We start from the raw sequence: 19,366 nt of genomic DNA, 5'->3' as shown, positions 1-19,366 counted from the left end.
TCAATATATCGTTAAAGAGAGCCGTCATGAGAATCGTTCGATCTGCCTTTCATATTTGCCTGGGGCTTTCCGCCTTGTTCGCGGGCGGCGCCGTGTTTGCTGCGGATGCCTATCCTTCAAACCCCATCAAGATTATTGTCGGCTATCCCGCGGGAGGAGCGAACGATATTGTCGCGCGCAGCGTGGGCGCGGGCCTGTCCAAGGAACTGGGCCAGCCCGTGGTCATCGAGAACATTACCGGGGCGGGCGGATCCATAGGCGCCGGGGCAGCCGCCAGGGCGCGCCCCGATGGCTATACCCTGTTCATGGGGGCTGGGGCGCATGCATTGGCGCCGAGCGTGCGCAAGAATCTTCCCTACGACATGGTCAAGAGTTTCGAGCCTATCAGCCTGGCGGCAATAGGCACTTATGTGCTGGTGGTGAATCCCTCGGTCAAGGCCACTTCTGTTGCGGAATTGGTCGCATTGGCCAAGGCGAATCCGGGCAAGCTGGATTTCGCTTCGTCGGGAGTCGGCGCGCCCTTGTACCTGGCAGGCGTCCTGTTCCAGGAGAAGACGCATACCAAGCTGACCCACATCCCTTACCGTGGCGATGCCGATGCCAACACTGCGGTTGTCGCCGGCCAGGTCGATATGATCTTTGGATCGTTGGGACCGATATTTCCGCTCATACAGTCTGGAAAGGTTCGCGCTCTTGCTGTGACCAGCAACAAGCGCAGTAAGGTAGTACCGAATCTACCCACTTTGGATGAGGCCGGCCTTAAAGGCTACAACATCGGAACCTGGTGGGGATTGCTGGCGCCGGCCGGTACGCCCAAGCCCATTGTCGATCGACTGGCCGCGGCCGTGGCCAAAGTAACGTCGGATCCGGCAATGAAAAGCCATTTCGAGAAAATGGGGATTGAGGCCGCCAGCGATACTCCCAGCCAGTTCCGGTCATTCATTGCCGATGAACTGGCTCGCTATGCAAGTTTGACCAAGGCGGCCGGTATTGAACCCCAGTAATAATCCTTCCCCGCGTATCGCTGTTGTCGGCGCCGGGGCGGTGGGCGGCTGGGTCGGCGGCAAGTTGGCGCAGGCGGGTTTTGATGTGACCTTAATCGACCCATGGCCCGAGCATGTTTCGGCGATGCAGGAGCGCGGGATTATTCTGACGGAATCCGGACGGGACGCCCGGATTCCCTTGCGTGCCTTGCATATCGGCCAGGTCCAGTCTTTGTACAAAGACCCGATCGATCTGGCATTTGTTTGCGTCAAGCTTTACGACACAGGCTGGGCGGCTGAATTGATTGCACCGTACCTGTCGGCGTCGGGCTATATCGTCACCTTGCAGAACAGTTTGGTGGAAGAACGCATTGCTGCCGTGGTTGGTTGGGGGCGCACAGTGGGTTGCGTAGGCGGGGGCATGTACGTGGGGCTGGATGGGCCAGGACATGTTGCCAGGACACGGCATCAAGGAAAGAGCGCCTCGCAAATATTCTATGCCGGAGAAGCTCATGGCCGTGTGACGCCACGTGTTCGGCAGCTTGCCAAGATGCTGAGCCACGTGGATGCGGCAGGATACACCACCAATCTGTGGGGCCTGCGCTGGTCCAAGCTGGTGGCCAATGCGATGACGTCTGCATTGTGCGCAGCCTGCGGCTTGAGCCTCAAGGGGATTTTTTCAGAACCTGAAAGCCGACAATTGATGCTGCGGCTGGCTGGCGAGGCGATTGATGTGGGAAAGGCTTTGGGTTATACGGTTGAGCCCGTATTTGGCGTGGCGGCGGATCGTTGGATGGCTGCCGCGGCGGGCGATGCTCAGTGCCTTGTCGACGTAGAGGCGGCCTTTCATGCCCAAGCCGAGGTATTGACCGAGGCCTCTTTGTCCGGCACGGCCCAGGATATTGCCAAGGGCCGCCGTACTGAAATCGATTATATGAATGGCTATGTTTTTGCCCGTGCAATTGAGTTGGGAATCAATACGCCGACACATGTGGCGCTCACGACCCTTATAAAGAAAATGGAGCGTGGCCAAGCCTGTCCCGGGAAGGAATCCATGGGCTTGCTTTGGGCGGAGTGAGAAATCTCGGCAAGGCCTCGCGTCGATGCCGACGCTATTCGCCCGCCGCAAGATAAAGCTGGCGATAGGCCTGTACGAGATCATCCAGCTTGAATGCGCGGTTGAGCCCGCTGGGATTCGGCAACACCCAGGCTTTTGCGCCGGCGAAGTCGGTCGGCTGCGGCCCCCATTGGACCTCGCGTTGCCTGGATATTGCCGAATAGGCGACTTTGCCCAAGAAGGCGATATAGCGCGGCGCATACCGTTCAATTTTTTGCTGGAGCGCGGTCGAGGCGGCGATGAACTCATGGCGGGACAATTCGTCGGCGCGCACCGTGGGGCGTGCGACAGCCGCAGTCAGGCCGCAACCGTAGGTCAGTAGTGCGCGGTCGTTCTCGGCGCGTATTTGCAGGGGTGTGAATCCGGCCAGATGAAGCACGCGCCAGAAACGATTGCTTCTACCCGCGAAATGGTGGCCGGCCGCTGCCGAACTCAGGCCGGGATTGATGCCGCAAAAAATCACGGCCAGGTCTTTCGCAAGGATGTCCGGAAGCGTTTGAGGCAAAGTAGGCGCCATGCGGGCTTTCCTTAAAGCCACGGGGGCGGGATCTCGCGCCACTGGCCGGGCAGCAAGCCGTCCAGGCTCCATGGCCCGATCCGGATGCGCACCAGGCGCAAGGTGGGCAGGTTCACGGCGGCGGTCATGCGCCGCACCTGGCGGTTGCGCCCTTCGTGAATGCTCAGCTCCAGCCATCGGGTTGGCACACTCTTGCGAAAACGCACAGGAGGGTGGCGTTCCCATAATTGCGGTTCGTCAAGCAGGCGCGCTTGGGCCGGCAGCGTGAGGCCGTCCTTGAGTTCGACACCCTCGCGCAGCTGGCGCAGTTGCTCCTGAGTGGGTTCGCCTTCCACCTGGACCCAATAGGTTTTTGTCATTTTGTATTTCGGATTGGTGATGCGCGCCTGCAAACCGCCGTCGTTGGTGAGCAGGACCAGGCCTTCGCTATCGCGGTCGAGGCGTCCGGCGGGATAGACCTCGGGGATCTGGACGAAATCCTTGAGCGTGGTCCGGCCCTCGTCGTCGTGGAACTGGGCCAACACGTCGAAAGGCTTGTTCAGCGCCAACAAATGGGGTTCGGCGGGGGGCGCTTTGGCGACGCGGCGCACAGCCGGCCGACCCAGGCGAAGGGAGAGCGCTGAACGAGACGGAAACGGCATGCGATAACCCCGGTGAGTAGAGAAAGACAGTGTAACCGCCGTCGAAAATATGACGGACGCTCAATGCCATACCTGGGAAATTACCTATATCGATCTCCTGATTTTTTTCCTCGGGCGTGTTTATAATATTTTCCATTCCCATATACAGAGACTTAGTTCCATTTTTTGGAACAATAATTATGAAAGCCACTCAATGAGTTCCTTGAATAGCGCCGCCAGGATTTTGCAATTACTGGCCAGTCGCGAGCGCAACCTGACGGTGACGGATGTGGTGGAAGGGCTGGGCATGCCCAAGAGCTCATCGTCCCGATTGCTCAAGCAAATGATGGATTGCGGCCTGCTGGAGCGGGACAAACGTACCTTGGCCTATGGCCCTTCTCTATTGATGCTTGAACTGGCTCACCAGGTTCGCGCGGCGACGCCGTTGCTGGAACGCATGGAACGCGCGGTGCAGGAACTGGCGCAGGAAACCGGGCATACCGGCTACATTTCGGCGCTGGATGAAAGCGGCAAACATGTCGTTGTGTTGCGTGTACATCATGGCGCGCACCCCTTGCGAGTGGTGACATCACCCGGCCATCGCCTGCCCGCGTTTGCGACCTCGACAGGTCGCGCACTGCTGGCGCGGCTCGACGATGAAGCGATACGCGCGCGGTTTTCCGACGATTTCGATTGTGCGTCCGAGGGTGCACCCAAGACCGTATTGGCATTGATCCAGCAACTGGAACGTGTGCGCGATCGCGGTTGGGCCCTTGCCCTGAATGAGGCTCTGCCAGGTGTGGGATCGCTAAGCTGTGCCGTCAGCGATCCGCAGGCCGGCCAAACGCTTTCCTTTTGCCTTAGCTTTCCCGTATCCCTGGCTCAACCCGAGCTTATCGACACGCTGGCCCGGCGCCTTGTCGGCCATGCCAGTTCTATCGGCCGCGCGGCGGGAGATTCCTTCTGGAATGCGCAGTCATGACCAACCGTCTTGCAACAAAAACCACATGGGAACTCTCATGAACACATCTACCCATCCTCGCGTCGGCAGCGTCGGCACACTGGTGCTTCTGGTCCTGCTGAGCGTGCTCGGCGCGATCATCGGGATCGAGCTGCTGACATCGCTGGGCGTCACGCCCAACACATCGATCATTGGCGCTTTGGTGGCAATGATCATCGCGCGAATACCCATGTCGCTGTTTGCGCGTTTTCGCTCCATCCATGAGCAGAACCTGGCGCAGACAGCCATTTCATCGGCGACGTTCGGGGCGGCCAACAGCCTGCTCCTGCCCATCGCCGTTCCGTACCTGATGGGCCGAACCGACCTGGTCATACCCATGTTCATCGGAGTGGGCTTTGCCATGCTGCTGGACGCCTACATGCTGTACAGGCTGTTCGACTCGCGCATATTCCCCGCATCCGGCGCCTGGCCTCCGGGTGTTGCCGCCGCCGAAGCCATCAAGGCGGGCGATGGCGGTGGCAAGCAGGCCAAGCTGCTCGGCGCGGGCATAGGGGTGGGCGTTATAGGCGCATGGCTGCATGTGCCGATGTCGGCATTCGGTATCGCCTTTTTAGGGAATATATGGGCCCTGACCATGTTCGGCATAGGGTTGCTGATCCGCGGATACGCAAAGCCGATCATGGGCTGGGACATCAACGCTTTATACATTCCCCACGGTCTTATGGTGGGTGCCGGGCTGGTGGCGCTGATACAGGTTGCCGGCCAGATCTGGTCCGGCAAGGCAAAGGCCGGCAGCAAAGAACAGCCCGCCGCAGCGGGCGAGCCGGACGTCATGGTGACCCGCACGGCCGAGAATCTGCGTCGCACGCTGCGCCTGGGATCCACCGCCTATATCGTGCTGGCGGCCCTGCTTGCCCTGGGCAGCGGGCTGTATGCCGAAATGTCGGCGACCATGCTTGTTGCATTCGTTATCTATGTGGCATTCGCCGCCTTCGCGCACGAGATGATTGTTGGCATAGCGGCAATGCATTCGGGCTGGTTTCCCGCGTTCGCCGTAGCGCTGATCACATTGATCATAGGCATGCTGATCGGCTTTCCGCCAGTGGCTCTGGCCATGCTGTGCGGTTTTTCGGCAGCCACCGGCCCCGCGTTTGCGGACATGGGCTACGACTTGAAGGCGGGTTATATATTGCGCGGCAATGGCGCGGATCCGCGTTTTGAGCTCGAGGGCCGGCGTCAGCAATTGGCCGCGGGCATGCTGGCTTTCATTGTTGCCCTGCCCATCGTCTACTTTACTTACAATAATTTCTTCACGCGTGGGCTGATACCGCCTGTAGCCGCTGTGTATGTGGCCACCATCAAGGCCGGCGTCGCCGAAGGCGTGGCCCTGCAATTGCTGATCTGGGCCGTCCCTGGCGCCATTATTCAGTTTCTTGGAGGATCCAAGCGCCAATTGGGCGTGCTGCTGTCCACAGGCTTGCTGATTGCCAATCCCCTGGCAGGCTGGGCAGTCATCATCGGTATTGTGTTGCGCATTATTGCGCTGCGCATATGGGGGGATAAAGTGCGCAACAGCCTGGAGGTGTTCGCGGCCGGCACTATCGCCGGCGACGCCCTGTTCAGCTTTTTCAGCTCCATGATCCACGCCCAGGCAAAAGTCAAATAATCGACCCTTTTTATTCTACGGAAGCAACGCCATGAGTCTATCCCATACTGTCAAAGTCTTCGATGCGCTCGACAGCGCCTACGCCAGCGGCCAGACCGTCGTCGAGCTATTGAAGCCGTATGCAGAATTTGCCAAATGCATTGTAAAAACCATTACAGGCCCCAAAGGCAAGACCGATTTCGTTCGCGTGGAAATCGCGGGCACCCACGGCAAATCGTCCGGCGGCAAGGCGCCGACGCTGGGAATCGTCGGTCGCCTGGGCGGTGTCGGTGCGCGTCCGACCCGCATCGGCCTGGTGTCGGACGGTGACGGCGCCATTGCCGCTGTGGCGGCCGCGCTGAAGCTGGCGCACATGCGCACCCAGGGCGACGCGCTGCCGGGCGACGTGGTGATCAGCACCCACATATGCCCGGACGCTCCCACGCGTCCGCATGAGCCTGTCGATTTCATGGATTCGCCCATGGATACCGAAACGCTGAATGAAAATGAAGTCTCCGGCGAGATGGATGCCGTGTTGTCGATCGACACGACCAAAGGCAACCGTATTCTGAACCATAAGGGATACGCGATATCGCCTACAGTCAAACAGGGCTACATCCTGCGGGTATCGGAAGACCTGGTGCGCATCATGGAAATGACCAGCGGCCGCCCCGCCGTGACCTTCCCCATTACCACGCAAGACATCACGCCGTATGGCAACGGCGTCTATCACCTGAATAGTATTTTGCAGCCTTCGGTTGCCACCCGGGCACCCACCGTGGGTGTGGCGATTTCGGCCGCCAGCGTGGTGCCGGGTTGCGGCACAGGGGCCAGCGATGAATACGATATTGCAGCCACCGTGCGTTTTGCGGTAGAGGTGGCCAAGGAATTCACGCGCGGCACATGCCTGTTCCATGACGAAGAGGAATACGGCCGCCTGGTCGAAATGTACGGATCTTTGGCGCACTTGCAGAAGCGTCAATAGATGCTGATGCGAAGCCTTTCGCCAGGCTGTCTACGGAGAATCAAATGAACGCTATACCTCAGTTGCTGGGCACGCTGACAATAGGGCAGGCGCCACGCGCCGACATCACTCCCATTCTGCGGGCCGTGCTGCCTGAAGGAACGCAATTGATGCAGGCCGGCGTGCTGGACGGCCTGTCGAAGGAACAGATCGCGGCGGACTATGCGCCGGTTCCAGGCCGCCCTCTCCTGGTATCGAGGCTGCTGGATGGCTCTTCGGTGAAGCTGGACAAGGCGGCGGTGCAGGCGACGCTGGCGGTCAAGCTTGCCGAACTGGAGGCGCGAGGCTGCACCGTTATCCTGATTCTATGCACGGGTGAATTCCACGGGCTTGTTCTGAAAAACGCCTGGCTGGTGGAACCCGACCGTATTGTTCCGCCCGCGGCCGCGGCAATCGCGGGCGAGCGTCAGGTCGGCGTTATCGTACCCTTGATCGAGCAGGCCCGTACCGAGGCGGACAAATTCAGTGCATTGAGCAAGCCGCCTATCTGTGAGGCCGCAACACCCTATGCGGACGGGATGGGCGCAGTCGAAAATGCGGCGCGCACTTTGCGTGAACGCGGCGCTCAGATGCTGCTGATGGATTGCATGGGGTTTACCGAGGCGCATCGGCGCGCCGCCCGTCTGGCTTCGGGGCTGCCTGTGTTGCTGTCCAACGCCTTAATCGCAAAAATGACAGCGGAGCTGATTGCGTAGGCAATCGCCGTGACGATAGGCATCCATGCCGTTGACAACAAGGTGAACAATACGATGAAACTGCTTCTTCTCAGTAATTCGCGCGGGCCGGATGGGGCCTATCTGGTCCATGCCATTGAACCCGTCCGCGCGTTGGCTGGCGGCCGCTCCCGAGCGCTTTTCGTGCCGTTCGCGGGTGTTGCCGCGGCTTGGGACGATTACACGGCAACCGCGCAGGCCGCGCTGGCACCCGCCGGATTGGTCCTGACGGGCGCGCATACGGTCGATGCCGCCGCTGCCTCTCAGTTCGAATTGATAGTCGTGGGCGGCGGCAATACGTTTCAACTATTGAGGGAATGTCGCGGGCGGGGGTGGCTGGACGCCATCCGTACGCAGGTGCGCGGCGGTACGCCTTATTTGGGATGGAGCGCGGGGGCCAATCTGGCCTGCCCGACCATTTGCACGACCAACGACATGCCTATTGTCGAGCCGGGGGGCTTTGATGCATTGGGATTGATCGGAATCCAGATCAATCCCCACTACACCAATGCCTTGCCGGCGGGGCATCAGGGTGAAACGCGGAACCTGCGTATCGCGGAATACCTGGCCGCAAACACCGCTTCCACGGTGGTCGGCCTGCCCGAAGGAAACTGGCTTAGCGTCGATGACGGCTCCATCGTTTTTCGAGGGCCGCACATGGGATTCCTGTTTCGACACGGGACGCCCGAGGCAGAGTTGCGAGACGGTATGGCGTTATAGGATCAGCAAGCCTGAAGAATGTTGATTAATCGGTTGGCCAGCATGGGCGCGGTCTTGCGCCCATATTCGACCATGTGCGGCGACACTCCGTGCGCTCTCAGCGCTTCGGCGTTTTCCCATTGCTCGATCACGGCAAACGTGTCGTTTCCGATGGGTGTCTGCGGCTTGCCGAAATCCGGCACGTCGACAACAGCTTCATAGCTGACACATCCTTTTTCGGCAAGCACCGCCGGGACGTTCTTCTTGAACAGCGCCAGCACGGCGTCGCGTTGGCCGGGTTTTGCGGTGATGGTAGCAATGACATGGATCATTCGGGTGTGCCTCTTTGGTGCGGATCGAAGCGTGTCATCATAGTCGGATTTTGGCCGGTATGCGTCTTTCATCACGAAGGCAGCCTCTACTCTTTGGATCAAGCCATCGCAGCCTTGACACGTTCAGGCCTAAACGGGGTCTGGCGCAGGCGTGCCCCGATGGCGTCGAAGACCGCGTTGCTGATCACCGCCGCCGTGGGGCAGGTGGATGGCTCCCCACCCCCGTGGGACGGATATTCGGGCCGATTATTGACCAACACGATATCGATCCGATCGGGGATTTCCTCGAAGCGCAGAATCGGGTAGCCCTGCCAGTCGAGGCTGGTGACATGCGCATTATCGAACATGACTTCTTCATGCAGCGTGCGGCTTATCGACTGGATGATATTGCCCTCGATCTGGTTCTTCAGCCCATCGGGGTTCACCACCAGGCCGCAGTCGTGCGCAACGACCACACGCTTGACCCGGATCTGGCCGCTCTCGCGGTCCACCGTGACATCGGCAATCGTCGCCACGTAAGAGTTGTCGCGGTTCACCCAGGCGATGCCGCGGCCCTGGGCCAGTTTGCCGCCGTTTTGCTCTTTGACGGGCGAAGGCCGGCTTTTCCAGCCATAGGCCTCGGCCGCCGCGCGCAGCACGGCGATGGCGTGCGGATCCTTCAGATACCTGAGGCGAAAGGACAGCGGGTCTTGCCTGGCTTTGGCGGCCAGTTCGTCGATGAACGATTCCATTGCATAGGTGGTCTCGAACTGTGCGGGCGAGCGCAGCCATGCGGTGAGCAGCGCCACATGCCCTTCGCCGTGACAGGCCACGTCGGCGTTGTCGAAGGTATAGGCATAGGTGACTGTTCCGCGCCCCTGCCCGGTGCTGCCGATTTCAGGCCCGTTCGCCAGCCCTGCGGCGATCAGGTGCGTATTGCTGGTCGTGGGGATCCACATATGGTGCCGCCATGCCACGACATTGCCCTGGTCGTCCACGGCGCCCGTCAGGTCCTGGACGATAGCCGGCCCCTTCGGCTCCCAGCCATGTTCGTCCCAGCGCATCCATTGCACGCGAACCGGGCGCCCCACGGCCTGCGACATCAGTGCCGCATCGGCGATGACATGCTCAAGGCCGTTGCGTCCGTAGGATCCGGAAGCCTCGAACCAGTTCAGTTCGATGTGGTCCGGATTCATGCCCAGCAGCTTGGCCATATCGCGCCGCGCCTGGTGAGGCATTTGCGTACCGGCCCAGAAAATGGCCCGGTCTTTGTTTACGTCGGCGATGGCGCAGGATGGACCAATCGAACCATGCATCTGGAACGGTGTCTTGTACGTGGCCTTGAGTACGTTGGGGGCGGATGCCAGCGCCATATCCACCGAGCCCTTGGCGGCGACCGAAGAGTTGCTGCCGGCCTCGGTGCGCAGGGTATCCCAGATCTTGTCCTGGTCGGGCAGGCCGTGCCAATCGGACCACTTGGCCTGGCCGGCCTGCGGTCCGGCCGGATTCAGTTTGGAACCCAGTTTGTCCGCGGCCTGGATCGCCGCCCATTCGGTCTCGGCAACCACGCCCAGGAAATTGTCGCGGCGCACGACTTGAACGAACCCGGGAATATCTTTCAGGCCGGTTTCGTCGACGCTCAGCAGTTTGGCCTGTACGCCATACGGCCGCACGACGCGTCCGTGCAGCATGCCCTCTACACGGACGTCCTGGATGTAGGTGAACTGGCCTGTCACCTTGGCCGGAATATCTTTTCGAGGCACGGGCTGGCCAACCACCGTATAGGTGGATGGATCTTTGACGACAGCATTGGGCGCGACTTTCATGTCGAAGGTTTTGCCGCTGACATCGATGGCCATGTCCAGGCGTTTGCCTGCGACCAGCTCGCCATAGCTGATGGATTTGGATGGATCGCCAACGACGGAGATGGCGCCGTTCCTGGCGGCGAGCTGATGCGCCGGCAACTTGAAATGCGCAGCGGCCAGATTGAGCAGCGCCTGGCGGCCGGCCGCGGCGGCGTGGCGGATTTGCGGGCCGGCGTAACGGACGGTGCGGCTTCCGTAGGATGGGCCCTGGTCGACGGTGTGGGATGTCGTGCCCATCACCACGTCGAGCTTGTCCACGGGAAAATCGAGTTCTTCCGCCGCAATCTGGGCCAGCGCGGTTTCTATGCCCGTGCCGACGTCGACCTTGCCGGTGAACAGGGTGGCGGTATTGTCAGGACGAATGGCGAGCCAGGCGTAAAGCCTGGCTGCATCGGGGGGCGGGGCCGCGGTGGATGCCCCTGAGGCGACGGTTTCCGCCATGATGCTTTTCGGGTCGAGCAGGGTGAATGCGATCAGCAAGCCGCCCGACGCTTTCATGAAATCGCGGCGGCTGGGCGAGGCCATGCCCGCGCGGTGGAATTTGTCTGGTGCGTTCATGCCTGGCCTCCGTGCTTCGCCGCGCGCTCGATGGCGCGCACGATGCGCATGTGCGTGCCGCAGCGGCACAAATTGCCATTCAATGCCTGTTTGATGTCGTCCCGGCTGGGCTTCGGGTTGTGGTCGAGGAATGCCTTGGCCGTCATGATGATGCCGTTGATGCAATAGGCGCATTGCGCGGCCTGCTCATCGATGAAGGCTTGCTGGAGTGGGTGGGGCTTCTCTGGGGTGCCCAGGCCTTCCAGCGTGGTGATCTTCTTGCCTTGCGCGGCCGACACAGGCGTCACACAGGAGCGTATGGCGGAGCCATCCATAATGATGGTACAGGCTCCGCATTCCGACAGGCCGCAACCGAATTTCGGCCCATGCAGTTTGAGGTCGTTGCGCAGGGCGTACAGCAGCATGCTGTCAGGCTCGGCATCGACCGAGTGATCCTTGCCGTTTACATTGAGGGTAGTGGTCGTGGACATGGCGCCCCTTTTTGACGTGTGCCTGGTGGGAAGACCGCAGACGATGGGGTCTGTGGCGCAGGCGCGATATGCGCGGTGGGAATTTCGAAAAGGTTACTCCTGTCGCGCGAGGATCGTCAATGCGCCGGGGCGATTGTTGCTACGGCAAGTCGCAGGCCACAAAATAAATGGTTCTTGCCGAAAAAAAAACGGAGGCTGTTCCTGGTACGGCGTTTCGGCCCTCAGCCTCTATCTTTTGCGATTCGTTCATAATGGCGGCTTTGCCGCTTTGTTCCTACGGAGAACACTATGATTGTTGAAATGAGGATTTATCACTGCGCCCCTGGCCGCCTGCCGGCCTTGAACGATCGCTTCGTCAACACCACGCTGGGCTTCTTCAAAAAATACGGGATCAGGCAGATCGGTTTCTGGACCACCGTTATCGGGCCGGACAATCATGCGCTGACCTATATGCTCCAATGGGACAGCCTTGCCGAGCGCGAAGAAAAGTGGAACGCGTTCCAGGCCGACCCGGAGTGGATGGCCAAGCGTTCGGCTTCTGAGGCAGACAAGCCCATCGTCGCCAGGATCGAGAACCATTTTCTGGCGCCTACGGCATACTCGGCGCTGCGCTGACTACTTCAGTTGCTCCCGCAGCTCCCGCTTGAGCACTTTTCCATAGCTGTTTTTGGGCAGGGAATCGATAAAAATGTAGCGCTTGGGGCGCTTGAAACGGGCCATGCTGTCAAGGCAGTGCGTGCCGAGCGATTCGACATTGAGGGTCTTGCCGGGGTTGGCGACAATAAAGGCAACGACAATTTCGCCCCATTCCGGATCGAGCTGGCCCACCACGCAAGCCTCGGCGACATCGGGGTGCGAAAGCAGGACTTCCTCGACTTCGCGCGGGTAGATGTTCGAACCGCCGCTGATGACGACGTCTTTGGAGCGGTCGCGCAGGGTTAGAAATCCCGCCTCGTCCAGCATGCCCATGTCACCCGTGTAGAGCCAGCCGTCGCGCAGCGCTTCGGCTGTCGCTTGCGGCTTGCCCCAGTAGCCAGACATGACGGAATCGCTGCGGCAGATGATCTCCCCGATTTCGCCGGCGGGCAGCGGCTCGCCCGGCTTGTTCACGATGCGCACTTCCACACCCGAACGCGGGAATCCGACCGAACCGAGGAGGTTGTCGCCGGCATGGATGTGGTCTTCCTGGCGCAGGCCGGAGATCGTCATGGGGATTTCGCCCTGGCCGTATATCTGCGCGAAAATCGGGCCGAAAACAGCCAGCGATTTTTTGATTTCATCGACATACATGGGGCCGCCTCCGTAGACGATGCAACGCAGGTTCGCCGGCCGTCGGCCTGATTTTTCGGCCGCCATACGCAGGCGCTGCACCATGGTCGGCGCCAGAAATGCGCCGCACGAGGGATGCGTATTGCAAAGCTCCAGGAATTCGCCGGGCTCGAACGCGCCGCTGGCGGGGATAACCTGGCGTGCCGCGCGTGAGATATAAGCGGGTATATAAAGCCCTGATCCGTGGGACATGGGCGCCGCGTGGATCTGGCTGGCATTTTCGTCGAAGTGTTCGATGTCGGCCAGGTGGCAGATGGTCATTGCCATCAGGCTTCGGTGCGACAGCATCGCTCCCTTGGGGCGGCCGGTGGTGCCGCTGGTGTAGAACAGCCATGCCAGTGTTTCCGGCGTGGTTGCGGCGGGGGGTTCAGGCTCCGCGGAAAATAATTCGGCATAAGCGCTTTGCCCTAGGGTTACGAGACGATGCGATCCGGGCTCGAGTGCGTCGTTCAGGTCGCCGGCCAGCCGCGGTGATGCAAAGATCATGGACGCCCCGGCATCGCCGACGATATGCGCCATCTCCTTGGCATGCAGTTTGTAGTTCAGCGGGACGAAGGCCATGCCGGCGGCCCAGATGCCGAACATCAGCTCGACGATTTCCGGCCGGTTCTCGCTGGCAACCGCAATACGTGAACCCGCTGGCAGCAAGTGTCGCAGCGCGGTTGAGAGGGCCAGTGCACGCCGGTGCAGCTCGGCATAGCTGCAAACTTTCGCGTCGCCTTGGTAAATTGCGCCGCGGTCGGGGAAGCGGCGGGCGGAATGTTCCAGCACGGAAAAAAGATTCATGTTTTCTACCGTTATATCGTGTGATGGTCGAGGTGACGCATATCAAAAAACTTTGACAGTGCCATAAACCGAGACTACTCTACAAGCCGGAGGTAGACAATTTCAGTTGCTAAGAACAGTATGCCCCCGTCAATCATATCTGTCGGTAAACACTCTGAGGAGGAGATTATGTCTGACATGAAAGATGACAAAAGCATAGGTATTACCCGGCGCGGAATACTCAAGGCCGGTGCCGCCGCGGGACTACTCACCGGCATTGCCAGCGTGGGCCCGTTCATTCGTACCGCCCGTGCGGCGGAGTCGATCAAACTGGGTGTGTTGCTGCCCAAGTCCGGCACTTATGCGGTGCAGGGCGAACAGGGCCATAACGGCGCCACCATCGCCATAGACGATGTCGGCGGCAAGATTCTGGATCGTCCCGTGGAACTCGTGTGGCTGGATGAAAATGGGCCGCAGACCACGCAGCAGAACATGCACAAACTGATTCAGGAACAAAAGGTCGTTGCTGTTCAGGGCGGTGTTTCCAGCGGCGATGTCCTGGCCATCATGCCCGTGGCTGAACGCGAAAAAATCCTGCTGATGGCAACCGGCCCCAATGCCACGGAAATCACCGGCGCCAAATGCGGCAAGCATACGTTTCGCATAGACCTGCCCAATTACGAGACTGTACGCAGCATCTATCCGTCGCTGTCCAAGCACGGCAAGAACTGGTATTTTCTTTATGCCTCGTACGCCTGGGGCATCGACGGCTACAAGCAGATGAGCGAAGTGCTGCTCAAGGATGGCGGCAAAGTCGTGGGTGCGGATCAAACGCCGCTTGGCACCACCGACTTCAGTTCCTATATTCTCAAGATCATGTCGGCCAAGCCGGATGTCATCTTCCTGGGCGTCGGCGGCGGCGACATGACCAACTTCCTCAAGCAGTTCCATCAAATGGGGCTTACCGGCAAGATCCCGCTATCGTCCCTCATCGTCAACGACACCGATATGTGGGCGGCGGGACCCGAGGCGGCCTCCGGCCTGTATCCCAAGATCTGGAACTACACAGGCAGCCAGAACACCAGCATCAGCGAGCAGTTCGCCAAAAAATATCAAACCAAGTTCGGCAAGCCGCCGGAAGCGGAAGCCTGGCAAGACTGGTTCGGCTGCACGGCGATTCTCACGGCCATCAAGGAAACCGGGTCCACCAAGACCGAGAAGTTGATCGAGTTCCTGGAAAACCACAAGTTCGAAGGGTACAAGGAGCGCGCGATGTACTTCCGTCCCTGGGATCATCAACTGATACAACCCACGCTGGTGGCCCAGATCAAGCCGAAGATCACGACTCAGTACGACTATTTCGACATTGTGGCAGTTGCGCCGCCCAAGGATCAGCCGCTGGAAGCTTTGTATGGGTCGAAGGCCGAGACCGAGTGCAAGATGGCCTAGGCCGATTGATGCATAAACCCATGTAGCGCAAGCAGCACCGCTGCGTGTGCTGCGTTTCGAGTGCGAGGAGATGCCCGGTGGTCGATGCTACGCTGTTCGCGTCACAGCTTATGAACGGCTTGGTGCTGGGCTTTCTGTTCGTGCTTATCGCGGTCGGCATGTCGATCATTTTCGGTATGCTCGGGCTGGTGAACTTTGCCCATGGCGCATTCTTTGCCCTGGGCGCCTATCTTGCCCTCACACTGCGGCCGTATATCGGTTTTGTCGGCGCGCTGGTCCTGGCGCCGATCCTGGTCGGCGCTATCAGCCTTGTCGTGGAGCGCCTGTTGTTGCGTCCGCTCTACGACAAGGAGCCTTTGCTAAGCCTGTTGCTGACCTTCGGCCTGGCGCTCTTCATTGAAGAGTTGCTGCGCACCATATGGGGCGCCATGGGCCATCCGTTCGATACGCCCGCATTCCTTTCCGGATTTGTGCATTACGGCCCCGTGTTCGTGACGCGCTACCGCCTGGCCGTGCTGATAATCACTATTGCGCTGCTTGCCGCGATCTGGCTGTTTCTCGAGAAAACCCCGTTCGGCCGCATCGTTCGCGCCGGCTCGCGCGACCCTGAAATGGTCAGCATGCTGGGTATCAATCTGAAGCGCGTGTTCATGTTTATCTTCGGCCTGGGTTGCCTGCTTGCCGGTGCGGCCGGGGTACTGGCCGCGCCGCTGTGGAGCGTCATGCCCTCGATGTCCGAGCAGGCCATCATGCCGGCATTTGTGGTGGTGGTCATCGGCGGCCTCGGCAGCCTGCGCGGGGCAATCGTGGCCGGGCTGATGGTGGGTGTTGCGGTGGCCATGACGATCCAGTTCTGGCCGGTGGCGTCGACATCCATTATGTACGCGCTCATGATTGTAGTGCTGCTGACACGGCCGCGCGGCCTGTTCGGCGAACGATGGGAGCGTTTCGAGTGAGCCGCCTGCGCCAGACCCTGACTCATCCTCTCGTGGTGCTCGCCGTGGTTTTTGTCGTTCTGCCGACGCTGATGTCGATGGCGGGCTCGACGATCAGCCTTGCCACACAGGTGGTGATCTACACGCTTTACGGCCTTGCCTACAATTTATTGCTGGGCTACACGGGCATGGTGTCGTTCGGTTCGTCGGTCTTTTTCGGCATGGCCAGCTATGCCAGCGCGCTATTTGCCATTCATATCGTCCAGAATGTCGTGCTTGCCCTGATTGTGGGCACGGTCTTTGCGGCGCTGCTGGGCCTGGTGCTGGGCCTGCTCATCCTGCGCCGGCGTGGCCTTTATTTCGCCTTGCTGACGCTGGCATTCACCCAGTTGTTCTACGAAATCTGTTTTCGCTGGACCAACCTGACGGGCGGGGAGAACGGTTTGCAGGGCGTCGACCGCCCCGGCCTGGAAAGCGCGTCCAGCTATTACATCTTCTGCGCCGTGCTGGTGCTGGTGTGCGCCTGGCTGCTTTATCGCGTGGCGCACTCGCCCTTCGGGAGGGTGCTTCAGGCCATACGCGACAATGAAAAGCGCGTGCAGTATCTGGGCTATAACCCTTGGGGCTACAGGCTTAGCGCCCTGGTGCTGCATGCGGCTTTCATCGGCCTGGGCGGGGGCTTGCTCTCATTCCTGATCCATGGCGTATACGCCGACAACATGAACTGGCAACATGCCGGCGATCCGGTAATGATGACGCTGCTGGGCGGCATACATCATTTTCTCGGCCCGTTGTGGGGTGCGATCATCTACATCAACCTCAGCGATCAGCTCAGTTCAATCACCGAGCACTGGTGGCTGTTCTTCGGTGCGCTGATCATGGCCGTGGTGCTTCTTTCGCCGGAAGGGCTTTGCGGTATCTACGCGCGTCTGCGCGGCAGCGGCCATTGGGGCTTGACACGCACACCCCTGCCACCATGCCCCGCTACGCTGCCAGACTTGTTTTCGGGCCGTGCCGCGTCCACCGGCGAGGCGGTGCTGCAAGTGCGCAATTTGTGCAAGCGTTTCGGTCGCGTGGTGACCGCCGATGACATCAGCCTTGATATCCGGTCGGGCAGCATTCACAGCCTGATCGGCCCGAACGGCGCGGGAAAGACAACATTCTTCAATATGCTCACGGGCCTGATCCCCAATGACAGCGGGCAGATTCAGTTCAAAGGCCAGGACATCAGCAAATTGGCCGTGCATGAACGAGTCCGGCTTGGCATGTCGCGTTCCTTTCAAATCGTCAGCCTGCCAGGCAATCTCACGGTTTTCGAAGCTGTACGCATCGCCGTGCAGGCGCGCTCGCCCGCGCGACCCTCCTTGTGGCGCGATGCCTATAGCCTGACAGACCTGGCCGATCATGCCTGGGCATTGCTGCATGCCGTGGGCCTGGAAGGCAGGGCCGGCGAAATCACGCTCAATCTGCCGCACGGCGAGCAACGCTTGCTCGATATTGCCGTGACCATGGCAACCGGGTCCGAGTTGCTGCTGCTTGACGAGCCGCTGGCGGGCCTGGCGGACGCGGAGCGCGAACGCATCAGTTCGCTGATTCGTCGCCTGGCGGGCCTGCATACCATTTTGCTGATTGAACATGACATCGACCGCGTGGTGTCCCTGTCCGACCGGATTACCGTATTGCATCAAGGGCGCGTCATCGCCGACGGCTCGCCGCAGGCCGTGGTCAACAACCCCCAGGTGGTTGAGGCCTACCTTGGCGAGGTGGTCGAAGAGGGCAAAGGTGTTGCGCGGCCAGTGATTGCGTCGAGGCAGGTCGAACCGGCCAAGGCCGGCCGGCCCATACTGCAGTTGCAGGATGTGGCCTCGGGGTATGTGGGCAGCCGCATTCTGGACGGCCTGTCGCTGGAGGTGGGCGAGGGCGAGGCCGTCGCATTGCTGGGCCGCAACGGGGTGGGCAAGACGACCACGCTGCATACCATCATGGGGCAATTGCCGGCCAGCGCCGGGCATATCCGCTTCGACGGCACGGATATCACCGGCTGGACGTCCAACCGCGTCAACCGGCAGGGTTTAGCCATAGTTCCTCAGGGGCGGCGCATTTTTCCCAATCTCAATGTTGTCGATAATCTGCTTATCGCGCGACGGCCGGGCGGCTGGGAACTGGATCAGGTGTTCGAACTGTTTCCAAAGCTGGGGGCGCTGCGCGATTCCATAGGCGGAAACCTGAGCGGCGGCGAACTGCAGATGCTGGCAATTGCCCGCGCGCTCATGGCGCCGACGCGGCTCATTCTCCTGGACGAGCCGTTCGAAGGCCTGGCCCCTTCGGTGGTGAATGAAGTCCTGGAGGCCGTGGTGCACCTGCGCGAGCGCACCAGCATCCTGCTGGTGGAACAGCGCGTGGATCTGGCTTTGCGCATGGTCGACCGGGCTTACATTATGGTCAATGGCCGTATCGCCTACGAAGGTGCCGCCGCAGATCTCAAGGAAAACAAAGAGCTCCAGGTAAAATTTTTAGGTGTATGACATCTTGCGGGCTGTCTTGGCAATTATGGCAAGGCCGGGTTTTCGCAAGGGAAGATTTTTGGCATGAACAGAGGCGAAAATGTTTGACGATATAAGCATGACAGGCAGGAAAGTACTGATTACGGCGGGTGCCAGTGGGCTTGGCCTGGAAATGGCCAGGGTATTTGCCGCGGCTGGATCCGATGTGTTTATTTGCGATGTCGATGAAGCCGCCTTGGCGGCGGCCAGGGCCGAGCTGCCCCGGATTCATGCCGCGGTTGCCGATGTTTCCGATGAAGCCAGCGTCGCCGCCTTGTTTGAGCAGGTGGGTGCGCGTCTGGGCGGGCTCGATGTTCTGGTCAATAACGCCGGTATTGCAGGTCCCACGGGTTATGTTGAAACGCTGAACAAGACAGATTGGGACAAAACCCTGGCCGTCAACATTACCGGGCAATTTCTTTGCGCCCGCCTGGCCATTCCATTGCTGAAGCAATCTAAAGCCGGTGTGATGATCAATATGTCGTCGGCGGCGGGGCATTTGGGGTTTGCCGGCCGGTCGGCGTACGCTGCATCGAAGTGGGCCGTGGTCGGTTTTACAAAGACGTTGGCGATCGAACTGGGCCGGTTCGGCGTGCGTGTCAATGCCATTTTGCCGGGTGCGGTCGAAGGGCCGCGCATACGTGCCGTCATTGCGTCCAAGGCGCAGGCCCTGGGCATCTCCGAAAAGGAACTCGGACAATCGTACGAGCAGCAGGCTTCTCTGGGCCGCATGGTGTCGGCGCGCGACATTGCCAACATGGCGCTGTTTACGGCCAGCGGCGCGGCTCGAAGCGTCAACGGCCAGGCGCTGGCCGTCGACGGACATACCCAGGCCCTGATTTAACACGACACTGGGGAAATC

Annotated in this window: 18 protein-coding genes; 12 read left to right on the top strand and 6 right to left on the bottom strand. The window is 60.2% G+C overall.

The genetic code is table 11. The annotated features are described in order from the left end of the window. Positions 1–26: 26 nt before the first annotated feature. Together LSG25_RS13480 and LSG25_RS13475 are read left to right on the top strand one after the other, a co-directional pair. Positions 27–1,004 carry a tripartite tricarboxylate transporter substrate binding protein gene (locus LSG25_RS13480; protein WP_232741437.1) on the top strand — a complete coding sequence of 326 codons (978 nt, stop codon included), beginning with the start codon at positions 27–29 and terminating at the stop codon, positions 1,002–1,004. After that, positions 991–2,061: a ketopantoate reductase family protein gene (locus LSG25_RS13475; protein WP_232741436.1), complete on the top strand. Its 1,071-nt coding sequence runs from the start codon at positions 991–993 to the stop codon at positions 2,059–2,061. Before LSG25_RS13480 ends, LSG25_RS13475 begins: the two co-directional genes overlap by 14 nt. A gap of 34 nt (positions 2,062–2,095) precedes the next feature. On the opposite strand, the gene mug is transcribed toward LSG25_RS13475, so the two are convergent. Together mug and LSG25_RS13465 are read right to left on the bottom strand one after the other, a co-directional pair. Next, the gene (gene mug, locus LSG25_RS13470; RefSeq protein WP_232741435.1) at positions 2,096–2,617 is read right to left on the bottom strand and encodes a G/U mismatch-specific DNA glycosylase; all 522 of its coding nucleotides are present in this window, start codon (positions 2,615–2,617) and stop codon (positions 2,096–2,098) included. A gap of 11 nt (positions 2,618–2,628) precedes the next feature. Beyond that, positions 2,629–3,258, bottom strand: a complete 630-nt coding sequence (locus LSG25_RS13465; protein ID WP_232741434.1) for a pseudouridine synthase — start codon at positions 3,256–3,258, stop codon at positions 2,629–2,631. 193 nt (positions 3,259–3,451) lie between these two features. Here LSG25_RS13465 and LSG25_RS13460 point away from each other — a divergent pair, with 193 nt between their 5' ends. From LSG25_RS13460 to pepE, 5 genes are read left to right on the top strand one after another with little or no spacing between them, the layout of a single operon-like run. Next, positions 3,452–4,219 (top strand): IclR family transcriptional regulator, encoded by a 768-nt coding sequence (locus tag LSG25_RS13460; RefSeq protein WP_232741433.1) that lies wholly within the window; start codon positions 3,452–3,454, stop codon positions 4,217–4,219. 37 nt (positions 4,220–4,256) lie between these two features. Continuing rightward, positions 4,257–5,864, top strand: coding sequence for an OPT/YSL family transporter (locus LSG25_RS13455; RefSeq protein ID WP_232741432.1), 1,608 nt, complete (start codon positions 4,257–4,259; stop codon positions 5,862–5,864). A gap of 31 nt (positions 5,865–5,895) precedes the next feature. Beyond that, positions 5,896–6,828: a DUF1177 domain-containing protein gene (locus LSG25_RS13450; protein WP_232741431.1), complete on the top strand. Its 933-nt coding sequence runs from the start codon at positions 5,896–5,898 to the stop codon at positions 6,826–6,828. Between the two features lie 44 nt (positions 6,829–6,872). Then, the gene (locus tag LSG25_RS13445; protein ID WP_232741430.1) at positions 6,873–7,562 is read left to right on the top strand and encodes an AroM family protein; all 690 of its coding nucleotides are present in this window, start codon (positions 6,873–6,875) and stop codon (positions 7,560–7,562) included. A 54-nt stretch (positions 7,563–7,616) separates the two neighbouring features. Further along, positions 7,617–8,300, top strand: coding sequence for a dipeptidase PepE (gene pepE / locus LSG25_RS13440; protein ID WP_232741429.1), 684 nt, complete (start codon positions 7,617–7,619; stop codon positions 8,298–8,300). A 2-nt stretch (positions 8,301–8,302) separates the two neighbouring features. Here pepE and LSG25_RS13435 read toward each other — a convergent pair whose 3' ends face one another. The 3 genes from LSG25_RS13435 to LSG25_RS13425 are packed head-to-tail and all read right to left on the bottom strand — an operon-like array spanning position 8,303 to position 11,483. Further along, positions 8,303–8,683, bottom strand: coding sequence for a putative quinol monooxygenase (locus LSG25_RS13435; protein ID WP_232744689.1), 381 nt, complete (start codon positions 8,681–8,683; stop codon positions 8,303–8,305). 26 nt (positions 8,684–8,709) lie between these two features. Then, positions 8,710–11,013: a molybdopterin cofactor-binding domain-containing protein gene (locus LSG25_RS13430; protein ID WP_232741428.1), complete on the bottom strand. Its 2,304-nt coding sequence runs from the start codon at positions 11,011–11,013 to the stop codon at positions 8,710–8,712. Then, positions 11,010–11,483 carry a (2Fe-2S)-binding protein gene (locus LSG25_RS13425; RefSeq protein ID WP_232741427.1) on the bottom strand — a complete coding sequence of 158 codons (474 nt, stop codon included), beginning with the start codon at positions 11,481–11,483 and terminating at the stop codon, positions 11,010–11,012. Before LSG25_RS13425 ends, LSG25_RS13430 begins: the two co-directional genes overlap by 4 nt. 288 nt (positions 11,484–11,771) lie before the next feature. Between LSG25_RS13425 and LSG25_RS13420 the strand changes: the two genes are divergently transcribed. Next, a complete protein-coding gene (locus LSG25_RS13420; protein WP_232741426.1) occupies positions 11,772–12,098 on the top strand; it encodes an NIPSNAP family protein in 327 nt (108 codons plus the stop codon). On the opposite strand, the gene LSG25_RS13415 is transcribed toward LSG25_RS13420, so the two are convergent. After that, positions 12,099–13,598: an AMP-binding protein gene (locus LSG25_RS13415; RefSeq protein ID WP_232741425.1), complete on the bottom strand. Its 1,500-nt coding sequence runs from the start codon at positions 13,596–13,598 to the stop codon at positions 12,099–12,101. A 168-nt stretch (positions 13,599–13,766) separates the two neighbouring features. Between LSG25_RS13415 and LSG25_RS13410 the strand changes: the two genes are divergently transcribed. From LSG25_RS13410 to LSG25_RS13395, 4 genes are all read left to right on the top strand, one after another. Next, positions 13,767–15,026, top strand: coding sequence for an ABC transporter substrate-binding protein (locus tag LSG25_RS13410; RefSeq protein WP_232741424.1), 1,260 nt, complete (start codon positions 13,767–13,769; stop codon positions 15,024–15,026). A gap of 110 nt (positions 15,027–15,136) precedes the next feature. After that, complete coding sequence (locus LSG25_RS13405) at positions 15,137–15,982, top strand: branched-chain amino acid ABC transporter permease (RefSeq protein WP_232744688.1); 846 nt, start codon at positions 15,137–15,139, stop codon at positions 15,980–15,982. Further along, positions 15,979–18,486 carry an ATP-binding cassette domain-containing protein gene (locus LSG25_RS13400; protein WP_232741423.1) on the top strand — a complete coding sequence of 836 codons (2,508 nt, stop codon included), beginning with the start codon at positions 15,979–15,981 and terminating at the stop codon, positions 18,484–18,486. The genes LSG25_RS13405 and LSG25_RS13400 overlap by 4 nt, the downstream gene beginning before the upstream one ends. A 79-nt stretch (positions 18,487–18,565) precedes the next feature. Next, on the top strand, positions 18,566–19,348 hold the full coding sequence (locus tag LSG25_RS13395) for an SDR family oxidoreductase (RefSeq protein WP_232741422.1): 783 nt from the start codon (positions 18,566–18,568) through the stop codon (positions 19,346–19,348). Positions 19,349–19,366: the final 18 nt, after the last annotated feature.

The sequence above is a fragment of the Paralcaligenes sp. KSB-10 genome (assembly GCF_021266465.1).
Taxonomy (GTDB): domain Bacteria; phylum Pseudomonadota; class Gammaproteobacteria; order Burkholderiales; family Burkholderiaceae_B.
Note: the sequence above shows the minus strand (reverse complement) of the source record. Positions and strands in the feature narration are given on the sequence as shown.